Annotated in this window: 16 protein-coding genes; 11 read left to right on the top strand and 5 right to left on the bottom strand. The window is 37.9% G+C overall.

The annotated features are described in order from the left end of the window. Positions 1–11 precede the first annotated feature (11 nt). The 6 genes from HCU67_RS01545 (at position 12) to tsaB (ending at position 6,513) form a co-directional block, all read left to right on the top strand. Positions 12–716 carry an ABC transporter ATP-binding protein gene (locus HCU67_RS01545; RefSeq protein ID WP_168550849.1) on the top strand — a complete coding sequence of 235 codons (705 nt, stop codon included), beginning with the start codon at positions 12–14 and terminating at the stop codon, positions 714–716. Next, positions 706–1,941, top strand: coding sequence for an ABC transporter permease (locus tag HCU67_RS01540; RefSeq protein WP_168550848.1), 1,236 nt, complete (start codon positions 706–708; stop codon positions 1,939–1,941). The genes HCU67_RS01545 and HCU67_RS01540 overlap by 11 nt, the downstream gene beginning before the upstream one ends. A gap of 1 nt (position 1,942) precedes the next feature. Continuing rightward, positions 1,943–3,208 carry an ABC transporter permease gene (locus tag HCU67_RS01535; protein ID WP_168550847.1) on the top strand — a complete coding sequence of 422 codons (1,266 nt, stop codon included), beginning with the start codon at positions 1,943–1,945 and terminating at the stop codon, positions 3,206–3,208. Positions 3,209–3,244: 36 nt separating this feature from the next. Further along, entirely contained in the window at positions 3,245–4,384 is a 1,140-nt protein-coding gene (locus HCU67_RS01530) for an efflux RND transporter periplasmic adaptor subunit (protein WP_168550846.1), read from the top strand. Between the two features lie 29 nt (positions 4,385–4,413). Beyond that, positions 4,414–5,763, top strand: coding sequence for a TolC family protein (locus HCU67_RS01525; RefSeq protein ID WP_168550845.1), 1,350 nt, complete (start codon positions 4,414–4,416; stop codon positions 5,761–5,763). A gap of 75 nt (positions 5,764–5,838) precedes the next feature. Continuing rightward, complete coding sequence (tsaB, locus tag HCU67_RS01520) at positions 5,839–6,513, top strand: tRNA (adenosine(37)-N6)-threonylcarbamoyltransferase complex dimerization subunit type 1 TsaB (RefSeq protein ID WP_168550844.1); 675 nt, start codon at positions 5,839–5,841, stop codon at positions 6,511–6,513. Here the strand turns inward: tsaB and HCU67_RS01515 are convergent. From HCU67_RS01515 to HCU67_RS01500, 4 genes are all read right to left on the bottom strand, one after another. Then, positions 6,510–7,346, bottom strand: coding sequence for a mechanosensitive ion channel family protein (locus HCU67_RS01515; protein ID WP_168550843.1), 837 nt, complete (start codon positions 7,344–7,346; stop codon positions 6,510–6,512). The genes tsaB and HCU67_RS01515 overlap by 4 nt on opposite strands. Before the next feature lie 85 nt (positions 7,347–7,431). After that, entirely contained in the window at positions 7,432–9,462 is a 2,031-nt protein-coding gene (locus tag HCU67_RS01510) for a thioredoxin domain-containing protein (RefSeq protein ID WP_168550842.1), read from the bottom strand. 127 nt (positions 9,463–9,589) lie between these two features. Continuing rightward, complete coding sequence (locus HCU67_RS01505) at positions 9,590–9,790, bottom strand: dodecin family protein (protein WP_168550841.1); 201 nt, start codon at positions 9,788–9,790, stop codon at positions 9,590–9,592. A 42-nt stretch (positions 9,791–9,832) separates the two neighbouring features. After that, on the bottom strand, positions 9,833–10,726 hold the full coding sequence (locus HCU67_RS01500; RefSeq protein ID WP_168550840.1) for a NifU family protein: 894 nt from the start codon (positions 10,724–10,726) through the stop codon (positions 9,833–9,835). Between the two features lie 125 nt (positions 10,727–10,851). Here HCU67_RS01500 and HCU67_RS01495 point away from each other — a divergent pair, with 125 nt between their 5' ends. Beyond that, positions 10,852–11,853, top strand: coding sequence for a PorP/SprF family type IX secretion system membrane protein (locus HCU67_RS01495; RefSeq protein ID WP_168550839.1), 1,002 nt, complete (start codon positions 10,852–10,854; stop codon positions 11,851–11,853). Positions 11,854–11,907: 54 nt separating this feature from the next. Here the strand turns inward: HCU67_RS01495 and HCU67_RS01490 are convergent, their stop codons facing one another. Further along, positions 11,908–13,083: a vWA domain-containing protein gene (locus HCU67_RS01490; protein WP_168550838.1), complete on the bottom strand. Its 1,176-nt coding sequence runs from the start codon at positions 13,081–13,083 to the stop codon at positions 11,908–11,910. 191 nt (positions 13,084–13,274) lie between these two features. On the opposite strand from HCU67_RS01490, the gene HCU67_RS01485 reads away from it, so the two are divergent. The 4 genes from HCU67_RS01485 to fabD are packed head-to-tail and all read left to right on the top strand — an operon-like array spanning position 13,275 to position 17,689. Further along, positions 13,275–15,476 (top strand): histidine kinase, encoded by a 2,202-nt coding sequence (locus HCU67_RS01485; RefSeq protein WP_246865683.1) that lies wholly within the window; start codon positions 13,275–13,277, stop codon positions 15,474–15,476. A gap of 24 nt (positions 15,477–15,500) precedes the next feature. Beyond that, positions 15,501–16,232 carry a LytR/AlgR family response regulator transcription factor gene (locus HCU67_RS01480; RefSeq protein ID WP_168550837.1) on the top strand — a complete coding sequence of 244 codons (732 nt, stop codon included), beginning with the start codon at positions 15,501–15,503 and terminating at the stop codon, positions 16,230–16,232. A gap of 5 nt (positions 16,233–16,237) precedes the next feature. Further along, complete coding sequence (locus HCU67_RS01475; RefSeq protein WP_168550836.1) at positions 16,238–16,747, top strand: gamma carbonic anhydrase family protein; 510 nt, start codon at positions 16,238–16,240, stop codon at positions 16,745–16,747. Between the two features lie 57 nt (positions 16,748–16,804). Beyond that, the gene (gene fabD, locus HCU67_RS01470) at positions 16,805–17,689 is read left to right on the top strand and encodes an ACP S-malonyltransferase (RefSeq protein ID WP_168550835.1); all 885 of its coding nucleotides are present in this window, start codon (positions 16,805–16,807) and stop codon (positions 17,687–17,689) included. Positions 17,690–17,768 lie beyond the last annotated feature (79 nt).

The raw sequence follows: 17,768 nt of genomic DNA, 5'->3' as shown, positions 1-17,768 counted from the left end.
AATTAACCATCATGATAGAAATCAAAGATCTTCACAAGTCTTATAAAATGGGAAGCAATTCGCTTCACGTTTTAAAAGGATTAAACTTTTCCATAGAAAAAGGGGAATTGGTTGCCATTATGGGCTCATCGGGTTCAGGCAAGTCTACGCTTTTAAATATTTTAGGTATGCTCGACGAAGCTGATTCTGGAGAATACATTCTTGATGGTGTGCCAATTAAAGATTTAAGCGAAACCAAAGCTGCCCAATATAGAAACAAGTTTTTGGGTTTCATCTTTCAATCGTTCAATCTTATCAATTATAAGAATGCTATTGAGAATGTTGCCTTGCCCTTATATTACCAGCGCATGCCGAGAAAACAACGTCAAGAAAAGGCGTTGCAATATTTAGAAAGAGTTGGTCTCAAAGAGTGGGCACATCATTTACCGAATGAGCTTTCAGGTGGTCAAAAGCAACGTGTTGCTGTAGCTAGGGCGATGGCTGCCGAACCAAAGGTTCTTTTGGCCGATGAGTTAACAGGTGCTTTGGATAGTAAAACCTCTTATGAGGTAATGGACCTAATTCAGAATATCAATGACGAGGGCAATACAATTTTGGTCGTTACCCACGAAGAAGATATTGCCCAAATGTGTAAGCGCATTGTTCATCTAAGGGATGGGGTTATCGAAAAAGACGAAAAAATAGAACAGGTAAGAGCTTCACAGTATGTTCAGTAGGGATACATGGAAAGAAATATTCGAGGCCATGGGCAAAAACAAGCTCAGGACCTTTTTGACCGGTTTTACCGTTGCCTTGGGTATTATCATTTTCGTCACCTTATTCGGAATGGGTAATGGGTTGCAAAATACCTTTGCTGAATTTTTTGGCCGGGATGCTGTTAATATACTCCGTGTTTACCCTTCTGAAACCACAATTCCTTACGGAGGTTACAAAGCTAAGCGTCGAATTGAATTTAAAAATGAAGATTTAGATGCTATTGCCAAAGAGTTTGCACCATTTATAGATTACATGACCCCACAAATTAATAATGGGGGTGATGTTACCTACAAGAACGAATCTGACAACTATTCGAATAGGGGTGTTGGACCTGGTATGCAGTATGCAGAAAAGAACGTACTTATGAAGGGTCGCTATATCAATAATAAAGATGTACGCGATAAAACTAAAGTTGCTGTTATTGGTAGAATGGTCGAAAAAGACTTGTTCAAAGGCGATGATCCTATTGGCGAGTACATTGCCTTGGGTGAAAGTGTTTTTAGGGTGGTTGGTGTTTACCAAGATGAAGGGGGTGACAACGAAGAACGCTATATCTACATTCCTTTTACGACAAGACAACTTATAGAAGGTAATAATGATAACTTGAATCAAATAGTAATCGGATTTAAAGAATCAATAGGGTATTCGGGTGCCATGGATTTTCAACGTAGACTTGATGCCTTCATGCGGCAACGAAAGGTCATTAGTCCAAAAGATCCAAGAGGAATCTTTATCAACAATGTTGCCGATCAATTAAAACAAAATCAGCAGTTTGCTGGGGCCCTTCAATGGATTATTTCAGGGATTGCATTTGCTGTAATTATTTCTGGTGTAATCGGTATTAGCAATATAATGGTGTTTGTAGTTAAAGAACGCACTAAGGAAATAGGCATCCGTAAGGCAATGGGTGCAACACCTCGTGTTATTACTAGCGGTATTATGCTTGAATCCATTTTTATTACTGCGATTTTTGGATTTTTAGGCATGTTAATCGGGATAATTGTCCTAAACGCAATTTCGGGAGATACACTTAAGGATGACTACTTTATTACCAAACCTGGTATTGATTCAGGTCTGGCAGTGTTTGTAACCATTCTGTTGATTATTTGCGGTGCCATTGCTGCCTATGTGCCAGCTAGAAGGGCTGCTCGTATAAAACCTATTGTAGCACTAAGAGACGAATAAGATGAAACAATTATTGGACAGAGATACCTGGATAGAAGTTTTTCAATCGATTCGAAAAAACAAACTTCGTACGTTTTTGACCATGATTGGGGTATTCATAGGTATATATATTTACATAGGTTTATCAGGTGCGGCAAACGGATTGGAAAATGGTTTTGAACGAGAATTTAAGACTATTGCCCGTAATAGCATGTTCGTATGGGCCCAGCAGACCAGCATGCCCTATAGCGGTTTTAAGACCGGACGTCAAATCCAACTTAAGCTTGGTGACGCAGAGGTTTTAAAAAAGCAGATACCTGAAATTGAGGCCATCGCACCTAGAAATGTGAGGGGTATTTTCGGTTCAAATCCAGGGGTTATCTCAAGAGGTTTAAAATCTGGTAATTATTCGGTTTTTGGTGACTTTCCAGATTTTACTAAAATAGCGACGAAACGCATTTACGATGGTGGTCGGTTTATAAATGATGATGATATTAAACAAGAACGCAAGGTTTGTGTAATTGGTGAACGTACCCAACGCGAATTATTTGATGAAGATGAAGAACCTATTGGGGGTTATATCGAAATTGATGATGTAAATTTTCAAGTAGTTGGCGTTCACAAATTTGCTGGAGGAGGACCTTTTGATAACGATTCCGATATTTTTATTCCATTTACCACTTATAGAAAACTTTACAATTCTGGAGATAATGTGTCTTGGTTCACCATTGCAGCCTATGATGATGCAAATGTGGTTGAAGTTGAAAAGGACATCAAGGCGACGTTAAGAAGAATCCATAGAACCCACCCTCAAGATGAAAAGGCTATTGGTTCATTCAATCTTGGGGAAGCTTTCAATAAGATATTTGGATTCTCTAGTGGAATGATTTTCCTTTCATTAGTCGTGGGCGTTGCCTGTATTCTTGCAGGTGTGGTTGGAATTGGGAATATCTTATTGATTTCGGTCAAGGAGCGTACCAAAGAATTGGGTGTGCGCAGGGCCATGGGGGCTACCCCGGCAGAAGTACGAAATCAAATCATAATAGAAGCATTGGTCTTGACCTTGTTGGCAGGCATCATTGGAATAATCTTCGGTGCTTTGACCCTTAAATTCATTGATATGCTGACAAGTGGAAGTGGAGATTTCCCATATACAAATCCAACAGTACCAATACCTTATGTTTTGGGTTCATTGGCACTCATGATAATTTTAGGATTATTAATAGGAATGATACCAGCTCAACGAGCTGTGAGCATTCGACCAATTGATGCCCTAAGAGAAGAATAACACAAGAACTAAATAAGAAACTAAATAATCAGAACAATGAACAAATACGTTAAATGGACATTAATCGGACTGTTGGTCTTGGGTGCGCTTTGGGCCGCTTCGTTCTTTATTAAAAGCAACAGCCAATCCATTACCGAATATGAAACCTTTAAACCCTTCATTTCTTCAATTGAAATGAAAACGGTTGCCACCGGTAAGGTCATACCAGAAGATGAAATCGAAATCAAACCTCAGATATCCGGTATTATTGACAAGATATATTTGGAAGAAGGAGCGACTGTAAAGGCAGGGGAGTTAATCGCCACAATTAAGGTTGTTCCTAATGAGCAAGCACTTTATCAAGCAAGAGGTCGTGTTAACAATGCGAAAGTTGCCCTTAGCAACGCTGAGTTGGATTATAATAGAAACAAGACCTTGTTTGATAAAGGAGTTGTTTCAGCGCAAGATTTTCAGAATATTCAATTAACCTTTAATCAGGCGAAATTGGAAGTTGAGAATGCTCAGAATGATTATCAAATTATTCTACGTGGTTCCGCCGGAGGATCTTCTAGTGCAAACACTTATATACGTGCAACGGTGAACGGTACTATTCTTGAAATTCCAGTTGAAGAAGGTGATCAGGTTATTCAAAGTAATAATTTCAATGACGGTACAACAATCGCATCAATTGCAGATTTAGGGAAGATGATTTTTGAAGGTCAAGTGGATGAAGGAGAAGTTGGAAAACTAGCTGTTGGAATGCCATTGACCATTACACTTGGTGCTGTTGAAGACAAAGAGCTAAGTGCAAAGCTAAAATTTATAGCCCCAAAAGGTGTTGAGGAAGCCGGAGCCGTAAAGTTCAAAATAGAAGGTGACGTTGATGTCAATGATGACTTCTTGATTAGGGCAGGCTACAGTGCAAATGCCTCTCTTACTCTTGAGAAAAAAGATAGCATCATGGTAATACCAGAAGCATTATTGCAATTTGATCGTGATACAAATAAGCCTTATGTTGAGGTTGCTACAGGTGAGCAACAATTCGAACGTCGAGATATTGAAATCGGTATTTCTGACGGTATCAACGTAGAAATTGTTTCAGGTCTTGAGGAGGACGATGACATAAAACAATGGAATAAGACAGAACCTATCAAAATAGGTGATGAGGAAGAAGGTGATGGAGAAAATGCTGAATAACCAAGTTCAACCAAAAAATCAAAAAACGAATGAAGTATAGAATCTTATTGTTGTTGGTCCTTGTCGGGCTTACAACAAACGCACAGGTCAAAAAATGGACTTTAGAAGAATGTGTAATCTACGCTGTAGAAAACAATCTGACAATTGAGCAGTTTGCACTCGATTTGGAAACAGCTAAAATTGACAAGTCTGATGCAGTAGGAAATCTATTGCCAAATTTGAACGGTTCGGCGAGTGTTTCAAGTAATACGGGTTTCTCGATTAATCCTACGAATAACTTGCCCACAAATCAAACGGCATTTAATGTTAATGGTGGTTTTAGTTCTAACGTAACACTGTTTGATGGTTTGCGAAATGTAAAACAACTTCAACGGGCAGAGATGAATGCCATTGCCAGTCAGTATAGACTTGACGATTTGAAAGATGATATACGTTTGAATGTAGCTAATGCTTATTTGCAAGTTGTATCGAATATAGAACAGGTGAAGGTTTTCAAGGCTCAATTTGCCGTAACAGAACAAGATTTAGAGCGAACCAAAGAGTTGGTAGAATCTGGTGTTGTGCCAAGGGGCGATTTATTGGAAATTGAAGCTACCGCCGCTACTCAAGAACAGCAGATAGTTAACGGAGAGAGTTTAGTGACTATTGCAAAAGTCAATCTTGCGCAATTGTTACAAATTACGGATTACGAAAATTTTGATATAGCCGATGAGGATTTTGATGTACCTCCTTCAGATATCTTGAGCAACTCTGCCAAGTCTATTTTTGCAAAAGCAATGGAGTTCCGTAATGACATAAAACTTTCTGAAGCGAATGTAGCTTTAGCTGAAAAGGACTTGGAAATTTCCAAAGGAGCTTATTTACCTACCATTGGAGCTTTCTTCAACTATGGTACACGTTATTCAGATGTTACCCAATTACCTGACCCAGTGACTGGAGTGCCATTTACCCCTAGCTTTACCGACCAGCTTTGGATTTTCGATGGTATTTCATATGGAGCGCAGTTAAGCGTGCCAATTTTTAATGGTTGGAGCACTCGAAACAATGTGAAGCGCTCAAAAATTTCGTTGGAGCGTACCAAATTGCAATTTGAACAGGATAAGCTTGCTTTGGAGGCAACTGTTCAACAGGCTTACGTTGATGTCACTACTTTTAGAAAGGCTTACGAAGCAGCTCAAAAGACCCAAGAGGCAAGAAGGTTGGCTTACGAGTATGCTAAGGAAAGATATGATGTTGGTCTTATGAATGCATTTGATTTTCAACAAGCACAGGCCCGGGTAGACAATGCAGAGGCAGATGTAATAAGAACGAAGTATGATTACATTTTTAGGTTAAAGATTCTTGAATTTTATTTTGGAATTCCCATTAGCCTAGACTAAAGAAAATATACTTTTAAGAAAGAACCTGTCCGGTCATAAACTGGACAGGTTTTTTTGTTGGGTTATCTTTGTTACATGGCTAAAATTCTATGCTTGGAAACGGCTACCACAAATTGTTCAGTTTGTCTTTCAATTGATGGTGAACCAACTCTAATAAAGGAGCGTAATACCGAAAACTATATCCATTCAGAGCAACTCCATATATATATTGAGGAAGTGTTGAAAGAAGGCTCCATAAGATTTAATGATTTGGATGCTATTGCAGTAAGTAAAGGTCCAGGTTCTTATACTGGGCTTCGAATTGGAGTTTCAGCTGCTAAAGGACTAAGTTTTTCACTGGATATTCCATTAATTTCCGTTCCCACCTTAGAAATTTTAGCCAACCAATTGAAAGTTGAAGACAATGAAGTTATAATACCGTTGCTTGACGCCCGTCGTATGGAAGTTTATTCTGCAGTTTACAATAGTAAATTAAAAGAAATTAGGGAAACAAGGGCTGAGGTAATCGATGAAAATTCATTCTCGAAATACAATACCTTCACCAAGGTTAACCTCATTGGAAATGGAGCTGGAAAATGTCGAGAAATTGTTGCGTTGGATAATCTAGAATTTAATACTGGCAGTTTTCCCTCAAGCAGAGAAATGGCATTCTTAGCTTTTCAAAAGCATAAAAAAGGCGACTTTGAAGATGTCGCCTATTTTGAACCGTATTATTTAAAGGATTTTATCCTTGGAGGGAAAAAATCTTAGTCATCCCCCATATTATGTATAACCCTTTGTGGAAATGGAATTTCTATTCCAGCTTCATCAAAACGTAATTTTGATTGCTCTATTAACTCGAAACGGGCTGGCCAAAATTCTTCATTTTTTGCCCAAAAGCGTAAAGTTAGGTTAACCGAACTATCTCCTAAACCATCTACATAAACTTCCGGTACCGGTTCTTTTAATATCCGTTCGTCTTTAGCACAAATGTCCAATAAAATGTCTTTGGCAGTTTTGATATTTGAGCCGTATCCGATTCCTACCTTATAATTTTCACGTCGTATGGGTAGCGCATTGAAATTAACGATATTCCCATTGGCCAATTGTCCGTTGGGGATAATCGCAATTTGATTGCCAAATGTGGTCAATTTTGTATTAAAAATTGAAATTTCCTTTACTGCACCATCCAGACCTTGGGCAGATATCCAATCCCCTACTTTAAAAGGTTTAAATAGTAAAATAAGAACGCCCCCAGCAAAATTTGCAAGAGAACCTTGAAGGGCGAGACCAATTGCAAGCCCAGCTGCACCAATCATAGCGACCAGTGAAGATGTTTTTACGCCAAGTTGGGTTACTACTAAAACCGCTAGTATTACTTTAAGGGCAATATTGATGAAGCTTTGTAGAAATGTTTCCAGTGTGGGGTCATAATCTTTCTTTTCGAAAAACTTTCGCACCAGACGGTTTAAGAATTTTATAACCCATCTTCCCACGATAAATATGGCAATTGCCGACAAAATATGGGGAGCAAAGTCCCAGGCCCATTCTGTTGCTTTTTCGATGTAAGATTCGTATTTCGTCAATTCTTCGTTTATATCCATTCCTAAATTTTTGCGAACCTAAAAAAGTTGCAATCTATGTTCAAAAAATGACTTTTAAACTTAAGTTAATCTTAGTGCCGCGATATTAAAGCTGTGTTAAGGCACGGTCGATTTCAGTAACCGGTAGTTTACAGGAGCCTTCAATACATACATAAATTAAGGTTTGGCTCTCATTAAACCGATTTTGAAGGAGCTCCAGATTATCTTCTTTTTCAGTACCGACCAGTATACTGTTCGGAATGTAGTTTTTAGCTAATTCAGCACCCATCTTTTTATAATCAGGTCCAACCACAGCAATTTCATAGAAGTTTTTCTGGCTAAACAATACCAAATGCATCCAATTGGCAAATCCCTGGCCATTTTCAGAAAAATTCGATTGAACATTAGATAACATGGTTTCAGCTTGAGTACCATAACCCTCTTTAGAAAACAATTTGTGTAGTCGCAATAAATTTTTGGCCATTATTGAGTTTGAAGCAGAAATGACATTATCATTGACTTCAAAACTTCTGCGAATTAATTTTTCATCCTCATCTGAAGTATAAAAGAACAACTGGCTATCCTCATCTAAGAAGTGTTCAAGGGTGTATTCAGTTAAGGATTTTGCTTCATTCAACCAAGCCATATCAAAAGTCACTTCATAGAGTGAAATATAGGCTTCTATTAGCGTTGCGTAATCGTCCAAAAAGGCATTGATGGTGCTTCTTCCGTCTTTATGGTTTCTGAAAAGTCCGCCATCTGGTTTTTTCAAATTTTCCTTTAGGAAAACCGCATTTTTTAATGCCATATCTAAATAGGCTTCATTGCCAAGATATCGATAGGCATCTACAAGACCTTGAAGCATTAGGCCATTCCACGATGTCAAAATTTTATCATCAAGCCTAGGACCAGATCTATTGGATCTAACTTTTTTCAGCAAAGACAGTGAATTGGAAATACTTTTTTCCAGTTGTTCTACCGAGATTTCATGTTTAGTCGCAATTTCATTCGTTGACTTATCCCTTATTAGCACATAATTGCCCTCTTCCCATAGACCATAAGAATTGATATTAAAGTAATCGGCAAAGACAGCGTATTCTTTGCCCAGCAAAGAGTCTAATTCAGCTTGCTTCCAAACATAAAATGCACCTTCTTCAAGCTCACCTGTTTCGTTCTCACTATCTGCATCCAATGAAGAGTAAAAACCACCTGAGTCATCTATAAGCTCTTCATTAACGAAAGCGATAGTTTCATCGACAACCTTTTTGTACAAAGGATTTTTGGTATGGGCATAAGCCTTTGCATACAAACTGACCAATTGACCATTGTCATAAAGCATTTTCTCAAAATGTGGCACATGCCATTTGGTGTCAACAGCATATCTTGAAAAGCCACCCCCTACATGATCATAAATTCCGCCAAATGCCATTCTTGTTAGAGAGGTATTTACATATTCTAGCACAGTCTTGTCATTTTCGGAAACAGCATAGTGAAGCAAAAAATCAAGATTGTTTGGCATCGGAAATTTTGGGGCTCGTTTGTATCCACCCAAGTACGAATCAAAAAATCCAGACCATTTGTCAACGGCAACATTCAATGAGTCTATTGAAAAAGACCCTGAATTTTTTTTGACCTCATAAAGATTTATTTGTTTGATTCCGTTTTCTAGGTTTGAGGCATATTCCTCAACTTTTTTAGGATCGTTATTGTAGAGTTCGGTTAGACTTTTAAGTGATTTCAACCAATTGTCTTTTGGTAGGTAGGTTGCTCCCCAAAACGGACGTCCATCAGGCGTAGTTATTACATTCAATGGCCAGCCACCACTGCCGGTCATCATCTGCAGGGCATCCATATAAATTTGATCGACATCTGGTCGCTCTTCTCGATCAATTTTAATATTCACGAAATTATCGTTCATATATTGGGCCACTTCTTCGTCTTCAAAACATTCATGTTCCATAACATGGCACCAGTGACAGGCAGCATATCCGATGCTTATCAATAATGGTTTATTTTCCTTCTTTGCCCTTTCCAATACTTTTGGATTCCATGCCTCCCAGTTTACTGGATTGTGAGCGTGTTGCAATAAATATGGACTGGTTTCCTCAATTAGGGCATTGGTGTATTTATGGGCCATTTCTTTGTTTTTTTGCGCACATCCGCTTAACAGAAGTAAAGCGATTAGAAAGATGGGTTTTGATAAATGCATACGTATAAAAAAAGCGTCCTAAATAGGACGCTAGATTAGTACTTTTACTTCGATTTTAATCTACTTCAAAGGTAATTTTAACGTTTACGCGGTATTCATCTACTTTACCATCTTTAATCGTTGCACTTTGTTCGTTTACATAAACCGAACGGATATTTTTCAAAGACTTTGAAGCTTGTTGAACTGCGTTGTCAGTGGCATCTTCCCAGCTCTTACTGGAATTGGCCAAAATCTCAATTACTTTTAAAACTGCCATAATTAGTGTTCTTTATGATTTCTTGAATATAAGAAATTCCCACTAACCATTTATGGCGACTACTTGATTTACTTTTTCGCCCAACATGTTCTTGAGCATGGTTTCAATACCATTCTTTAGGGTAAAGGTAGACGATGGACAACCACTACAAGCTCCTTGCAAAATCACATTTACCGTCTTGGAATCCTCTTCATAAGATTGGAAAAGGATATTGCCACCATCTGAAGCAACCGCTGGTTTTACATATTCGTCTAAAATGGAAACAATTTGTTGAGAGGTTTTGTCCAAGTTCTCAGTATTCTGGACTTGTTCGGTAAGATTTATGCTGGCTTCAGCAGAAGCAGTATCAACCACTTCTTTGCCGTCGTTCAAATAGTTTCTCAAGAATTCACGTAATTCCATTGAAATTTCTTCCCATTCTGCCCTATCGAATTTCGTAATAGAGATATAATTGTTATCAAAAAAAACTTCTTTCACAAAAGGAAAATGAAATAGCGCTGTTGCCAATTTTGAATCTTTTGCCTCATCAATATTTTTGAATTCAAATGTCTGCGGAACCAACATGCGGTTTGCAACATATTTCATTACGGAGGGATTCGGGGTTACTTCGGCATAAACCGTGGTTGGGGTTGGTTTGTTCGTATCTTCTTGAACAACAGCACCTCCGGAATTAAGGTATTCGACTAAATTTTGGGCAACTTCGTCTTTAACATCGTTCCAACTAACAATATCATAACGTTCAAGAGCTACAAAATTTCCTGATATGTAGACGGTTTTTACGAAAGGCAAGTGAAACAACTGCTGGGCAAGTGGTGAATCTTTTGCTTCATCAATATTCTTATATTCATAGTTTGAATTAACCAAAAAATGGTTGGCCTCAAACTTTAATATACTTGGATTGGCGGTTTCAACCGTGGTGATATTAAATTCCTTCATCACAATTTTTTTGCAAAAATACGAACTAAATTTTGCTGCTGAATTGGATAATATTGCGAAACGAAAAACGTTATGTTTCAGAACATTTACTGAACATTGCAGCTAAACCCCACCCCAAAACCTATATGAAAAGGCTACTTATTACCCTGCTACTATTGTTCTCGGTCCTGCCCAATTTGATGCGGGCCCAAGAGGGCATACCTGTATATTTTGATTATTTATCAGATAATTATTATTTGGTTTATCCGTCCATGGCCGGTATTGGCGGAGGTGGAAAAATTCGTCTCACAGCGAGGAAACAATGGTTCAACGTTGATGAAGCCCCGAGTTTACAAACCTTGAATGGCCATTTTAGAGTCGGTGATAAAAGTGGAGTTGGAGCTATTTTATTCAATGACTCAAACGGATATCATTCACAAGTTGGTTTTAAAACCACCTATGCCCATCATTTAAATTTATCAGGGGATTTTAGAAGTTTAAACCAGCTCTCTTTTGGTATGAGTGTTGGGGTTATCTTGAGCAGTTTGGATGAAACTGAGTTCCGTTCGGTGATACCTGATCCCGTTGTTACTGGTGTTAAGAATACAACGAGTTATTTTAATCTTGATTTGGGGGCATCCTACAGTTTTTTCGAATTTTATGCACATGCTGCAGTCCTCAATATTTTGGGAACTGGAAGGGATTTGTATACGGCTGCCGAATTTGACAACCTACGACGTTATTTACTATCTGCAGGTTATGTTTTCGGAAAAGGAGCAACGCGTTTAGAACCTTCAGTTCTTTTTCAAATGACCGATTTTACTCAAGAAAAAACCATCGATGCGAACGTAAAGGTATATCGTGACCTAAATGAAAAAACTACAATTTGGGGAGGACTGTCATATCGACGAAGTTTCGATGGCGCTCAATTTCAACAAAATGGCATTTTTGGTGAGCAACGATTAAATCTGTTTACCCCTATAGCAGGAGTCAACATTAACCGATTCATGTTCTCTTATAACTATTCCTATCAAACGGGTGATATCCGTTTTGATAATGGTGGATTTCATCAAATCACCCTAGGATATGATTTCGGAGAGCAGCGACAAAATCGTTTTGACTGCTATTGCCCAGCAGCCAATTATTAATTAAAAAACCTGTCTGATTTAATAATCAAACAGGTTCTATCTAATAAAAACTACTTACTCCCAGCTATAGTTTCTCCTTTCAGCTTGCTTTCTAATTGCTTTTATCATGGCATTTTCAAGTTCGCCTTTTTGATTTTGTTGTTGTTCGGCGATGAATACTTCACGTTTGGTATTTAACGACTGAATTTCCTCTTGAACCTTCATTCGTTCTGCTTTTTTTGTCGCAATAAATTCCTTGATTTCTTTTTTTGATTTTCCTTTGAGTACTTCAGGTAACTCATCTTCTTTAAGTTGTTCTATAACTTCGGAATCTTCTTCTGCAGCATCAACCAAGTCCCAAGTTGAATTTTTGTAAAGTCTTGAGCTCTTACTTACAGCTCGTTTTACGGCTACTGCCTCTTCCATTTCAAAAGCATTTGAATCTTGCATTGTTTGTGCTGCCAATTTCGATTGTCCGATGCTTCCATAAGCGATGTAAGTCCCATTTAATTTTTGGTTCAGTTTCATTATGGCATCATCATAAGGGGTTGCTACATAAGCTATTTCTTGGTTATGGTCTATAGCCATGTAGTCACCTCCGGTGCGCTGTGCTCCGTCCTTCCAATTGGTATTTATTCCTTGGTCAAAATTTCCACAAAAAATGGTATTGACAACAACATCATTCTCTTTGGCTTGCGCGGTGGCGTCCCTGTAATCTAATTTTCCTTGTGTGAAAGGTTCGTTGCCAGCAATAAAAATCAGTTTTAAATCGTCTGCATTTTTACCCCAATCCAATTGTCTTAATGAAGTATTGATTACTTGGCCACAAAATTCTTCACCTCCGTTAGTGGTTAAAGAGAACAACTTTTCTGATATTTCATCCAAATCTTTACTAAAACCTAAAACCTGTCGAATATGTCCTTCTCTTGAAGATAGGTCGTCATTGCCATATTCGTATAATGCTATTTGCAATTCAGGTCTGGACTCATTTCCGCATTTGGCATAGGTGAATTCATTAACAATATCCCAAAGTTGTGCTTTAGCCTGATTCATAAGACCATCCATACTGTTGCTAGTATCGAGTAGTAGGGCAATTTTCACATATTGTTTGTTGTCTTTTTCAACCTTTGGTTGGATGGCTTGTGCCAATAAAGGTTCTTTTTTATTGGTCGTTTCAAGTTTACATGCATAACCCATAAAAAGGGAAGCCGATGTTACTATTGAAAATAAAGTTCTTTTAATGTTTTTCATGCTAATTCGTTTTTAATATCTCTCCAAAACTATTGTGGAGTAATTTTTGAAAAAACTGTAAATGAGGGAATGTGCTTTATCACTTAGGGAAGTTCATTTGTTAATGAGTTAACTGGGTTAAACCAAGGTTTTTGGTGAGGTTTTCGGCGCAACTCAATTTTTTAGAACCCTTGAAATGAAGTATGTTTACTATGATGAACGTAGTGAAAAAACATATTTTCATTTTGTTATTATGGTGTTTAAGCCTTGGATTACTATCGGCCCAGAACACCACAGGGAGCGAATTTGTTTTGAAGGGTTCTGTTGTCGAACAAAACACATATGCTCCCATAGCAGGAGTTTCCGTTTCAACTGACCAAGGAAGTTACGCTGCCACCGATGGACTTGGGGAATTTAGTATCAAGGCAAAAGTTGGTGATGTGCTGATTTTTGAAAGTTCAGACTTTGAAACCGTGCGTCACCGTATTACTTCAGATGAAGATGTTCGGTTGGAGGTTAAAGACTATGATGGACCTACCCAGAAGGGCAGGACATCACGTGAGGCCAACCATGTTCAACTTTTGGATTCGGCCAATTATTACAAAAAGGATAACATCGAAAAGAGCATAGATTTTATTGCGCAATCAATTTCGATTTTAGGTAAAAACCCGAACAAGCGTTTATTGGCGAAATCATTAACAAGTTTGGGTGAAATCTATCTCTACCATGGGCAATACGATTTAGCAATTAGTAATTTAAACGAGGCCTTAAACTCAAATAAATCCATATTAACCCAGCTGCTTTTGGGTGAAGCGCTTTTATTGAATAATCAGGTCGATGAAGCAGAAATAACATTGAAGGAATTGCAGGATGTAAAAAGTATGGTCCCTTATCAGAAATTAAAGCTTTACGAATTGTTAGGTGATGTAAAAATGGAGCAGGCCAACAAGAAAGTGGCGCTTGAGTTTTATGAAGAGGGGCTAAGAATTGCCAAAAAGAATCAAATAACTCCCAAAATAACTGATTTAACGTCTAAAATTGCCGAAACCTATGCCTCAGCAAATAGACAAATTGAAGCCGAGGGTTATTTCAACAGTTCTTTAGAGCTTTCGAAAAAAGAGAATCCGCAAAGGGCAATACAAGAAAGTGAGAAGGTTGCTGACTTCTATAGAAACACCAATCGTTTTGACCTTGAGATTCAGCAACGCAAAAACAGTTTGAATGAACTCAAGAAACTTGAGAAAACCGCTATTTCTAACAAAAAGAATAGGGAACAACCCGCAGATAGTATAAGTACACAGCGCATTAATTATAAAATTGGTAATGCCTTTGCTGCTCAAAACAAATTAGATGAGGCAATACCATATTTACAGCGAAGTATAGTAGAAGCAGATTCTGAAGAAGACCTCACCGTGCAAAAAGATGCTACACGTAAACTTTCTGAAGTATTTAAATACAAAGGGGATTTTGCAAAGGCTTTTGAGACCTATCAAGAATACGTGGCATTGGTTGACACGTTATATTCAAGAAAAGAGCAAGAGATTTCTCGGGCTATTCGGCAGAATAATGAGATAGCAGCCAAACAGAGTAGAATTTCTAGCTTGGAACAAGAACGTGAACTTTCACAGAGCAAATATGATTTAGCTGTTACTGAACAACAGCTTTTTGAAGAGAGTAATAAAAGACAGCGCCTAATTATCTATTCCCTATTGTTTGGTTTGATTTTGGCAGCATTAACCGCAATTCTTTACTATAGAAGTAGCAAACAGCAACAATTGGCTAATAATCTTTTGGCTTTGAAGTCACTGCGATCTCAGATGAATCCTCATTTTATTTTTAATGCCCTAAACTCTGTAAACAATTTCATAGCAAAAAATGATGAACGAAGCGCCAACAGGTTCTTGAGTGAATTTTCAATTTTAATGCGTACAGTTCTTGAAAATTCGGAAGAGGATTTTATTCCTTTATCGAAAGAGTTGGAATTACTACGGCTATATGTGAAGTTAGAGCATTCACGTTTCGCTGATAAGTTTGATTATGATATAAATGTGGATGAAAAAATTCGAATGGATGAATTTGAAATACCACCGATGCTTTTGCAGCCCTACATCGAGAATTCAATCTGGCATGGACTCCGTTACAAAGAAGAAAAGGGATTTTTGAACATTAATCTGGAATCTGTGAGTCCTGAAATCTTGAAAATTGAAATTACCGATAATGGAATTGGCAGGCAAAAATCGGCGGCCTTAAAAACCAAAAATCAGAAGAAGCAACGTTCTAAGGGTATGGGTAATATCAAAAAAAGGGTTGCGATTTTAAATGAAATGTACAAGAATAAGGTCGACGTTTCCATTTCCGATTTAAACGATGATAAAACAGGAACCAAGGTTACCTTATATTTAAAGAAAGACTGAGAAGGTCAATATTAAAAATTGCAAATGAAATTGAAAGCTATAATAGTTGAAGATGAAGCTAATAGCCGAGAAATCCTCAGAAATTATCTGAATAAGTACTGTTCGGATGTTGAAATTATGGGTGAGGCCGCGACAATAAAAGAAGGTCTAAACCTAATTAATTCCAACAAGCCTGATTTGGTCTTCCTAGATGTTGAGATGCCCTTTGGTAATGCTTTCGACTTATTGGATGAACTACCGGAACGTAATTTTGAAATCATTTTTGTAACCGCTTACAATCATTATGCGATTGATGCTTTGAACAATCATGCTGCTTATTATTTAATGAAGCCAATAAATATTGATGAATTGGTCAAAGGCGTTGCTTACGTCAAAGAAATACGAGAAAAAGAAGCCAACCTTGAAAATAAGGTTCTGAAACCAAAGATTGCAAAACCGGAAGGTAAGATTACAATCCCCTTACAATCTGGTTTTCAGGTATTGAATATTGACGAGATCCTATTTTGTAAGGCGGATGATAATTACACCGAAATTTATCTAGGTGAAAGGAAAATTGTTGTGAGTAAAACACTTAAATATTTCGAGGAAGCCTTACCTGACCAGTCTTTTACCAGAATTCATAAATCGTATCTTGTCAATATAAACGAAGTTGTAAAATACAAAAAGGGAAAAGGTGGAAGCGTAATTCTATCCAATGGAAAGGAATTGTCGGTATCAGCTACCAAAAAAGCATTGTTGCTTTCTTTCTTTAAATAGTACATATGATTCTTAAAGCTGTTAATGGTAAAGGCCCACAAATTGGTGAGGATTGCTTTATTGCCGAAAACGCTACGATTGTTGGTGATGTTGTTATGGGTAATCAATGCAGTGTTTGGTTCAATGCTGTTATTCGAGGCGACGTGCATTTTATAAGAATGGGCAACAAGGTAAATGTTCAAGACGGTGCAGTTATTCATTGTACCTATCAAAAATCACCATCCAATATTGGCAATAATGTATCTATAGGTCATAATGCAATTGTACATGGCTGTACTGTTCATGATAACGTATTGATTGGTATGGGTGCTATTGTCATGGATGACTGTATCATTGAAAGTAATTCCATAATTGCCGCAGGTGCTGTTGTTACCAAAGGTACTAGGGTGCCGTCAGGTACAATTTTTGCGGGTATGCCTGCCAAAAAGCTCAAAGACGTAAGTATAGAATTAAGTTCTGGAGAGATAGACAGAATTGCGAATAATTATGTTAAATATTCAAGTTGGTTTAAATAAGGGACGTCAGGTGATTTCAATCCTGGGCTTTTCCTATTTTTGCCAAAATTCTTCAAAATGAATGCATACGTTTTTCCAGGTCAAGGAGCCCAATTTGTGGGGATGGGATTGGATTTATATGAAAAACATCCTGAAGCCCAAGAATTGTTTGAACAGGCAAATGATATTCTCGGGTTTTCCATAACTGATATCATGTTTGAAGGAACTCCTGAAGACCTAAAACAGACAAAAGTTACCCAACCAGCAATATTTCTTCATTCAACCATTTTGAGTAAGGTGTTGGGAGAATCGTTCAAACCAGATATGGTTGCAGGCCATTCGTTGGGTGAATTTTCTGCCTTAGTGGCAAACGGTACACTTAATTTTGAAGACGGTTTAAGACTTGTGTCCCAAAGGGCAATGGCAATGCAAAAGGCTTGCGAAATTAAACCAAGTACCATGGCAGCCGTTTTAGCACTTGAAGATCAGGTTGTTGAAAGGATTTGTGATGAAACCGACGGTATTGTTGTTGCAGCAAATTACAATTGTCCAGGCCAATTGGTGATATCGGGTGAGGTTGATGCTGTACATAAAGCTTGTGAAAGCCTAAAGGAGGCTGGAGCTAAAAGGGCAATGGTTTTACCTGTGGGAGGAGCATTTCATTCACCTTTAATGGAACCTGCTCGAGAAGAATTGGCTGCGGCAATCGAAAATACACATTTTAACGAGCCGAGCTGTCCAGTATATCAAAATGTGACTACATCACCTGTTTTGGTTTCTAATGAGATAAAGGTGAATTTGATGGAGCAATTAACTGCTCCTGTAAAGTGGACACAAAGTGTAAAAAATATGATTTCCGATGGTGCAAATCACTTTACTGAGGTAGGTCCTGGAAAAGTCTTACAAGGTTTGGTAAAGAAGATCGATAGAACCATGGAAACAGCCTCGGCATCAGTTGAATAATTGTATTTTTGCTGTTAATCGCAAAAAGCTATATTTAGGCCGTATAGTTAGTTTGTTCCCCCTTTTTTTAGTATTATTG

The sequence above is a fragment of the Croceivirga thetidis genome, assembly GCF_012272815.1.
In the GTDB taxonomy this organism is placed as follows: domain Bacteria; phylum Bacteroidota; class Bacteroidia; order Flavobacteriales; family Flavobacteriaceae; genus Croceivirga; species Croceivirga thetidis.
This window is presented reverse-complemented; position numbering and strand designations above follow the sequence as displayed.

Bases quoted from the DNA above. Each gene is read 5' to 3' on its own strand.
- HCU67_RS01475 (WP_168550836.1), top strand. From the start codon at position 16,238: ATGATTCTTAAAGCTGTTAATGGTAAAGGCCCACAAATTGGTGAGGAT.
- HCU67_RS01500 (WP_168550840.1), bottom strand. From the start codon at position 10,726: ATGAAGGAATTTAATATCACCACGGTTGAAACCGCCAATCCAAGTATA.
- HCU67_RS01490 (WP_168550838.1), bottom strand. From the start codon at position 13,083: ATGAAAAACATTAAAAGAACTTTATTTTCAATAGTAACATCGGCTTCC.
- HCU67_RS01515 (WP_168550843.1), bottom strand. From the start codon at position 7,346: ATGGATATAAACGAAGAATTGACGAAATACGAATCTTACATCGAAAAA.
- HCU67_RS01485 (WP_246865683.1), top strand. From the start codon at position 13,275: ATGATGAACGTAGTGAAAAAACATATTTTCATTTTGTTATTATGGTGT.
- tsaB (WP_168550844.1), top strand. From the start codon at position 5,839: ATGGCTAAAATTCTATGCTTGGAAACGGCTACCACAAATTGTTCAGTT.
- HCU67_RS01530 (WP_168550846.1), top strand. From the start codon at position 3,245: ATGAACAAATACGTTAAATGGACATTAATCGGACTGTTGGTCTTGGGT.
- HCU67_RS01495 (WP_168550839.1), top strand. From the start codon at position 10,852: ATGAAAAGGCTACTTATTACCCTGCTACTATTGTTCTCGGTCCTGCCC.
- HCU67_RS01540 (WP_168550848.1), top strand. From the start codon at position 706: ATGTTCAGTAGGGATACATGGAAAGAAATATTCGAGGCCATGGGCAAA.
- HCU67_RS01510 (WP_168550842.1), bottom strand. From the start codon at position 9,462: ATGGCCCATAAATACACCAATGCCCTAATTGAGGAAACCAGTCCATAT.
- HCU67_RS01535 (WP_168550847.1), top strand. From the start codon at position 1,943: ATGAAACAATTATTGGACAGAGATACCTGGATAGAAGTTTTTCAATCG.
- fabD (WP_168550835.1), top strand. From the start codon at position 16,805: ATGAATGCATACGTTTTTCCAGGTCAAGGAGCCCAATTTGTGGGGATG.
- HCU67_RS01525 (WP_168550845.1), top strand. From the start codon at position 4,414: ATGAAGTATAGAATCTTATTGTTGTTGGTCCTTGTCGGGCTTACAACA.
- HCU67_RS01545 (WP_168550849.1), top strand. From the start codon at position 12: ATGATAGAAATCAAAGATCTTCACAAGTCTTATAAAATGGGAAGCAAT.
- HCU67_RS01480 (WP_168550837.1), top strand. From the start codon at position 15,501: ATGAAATTGAAAGCTATAATAGTTGAAGATGAAGCTAATAGCCGAGAA.
- HCU67_RS01505 (WP_168550841.1), bottom strand. From the start codon at position 9,790: ATGGCAGTTTTAAAAGTAATTGAGATTTTGGCCAATTCCAGTAAGAGC.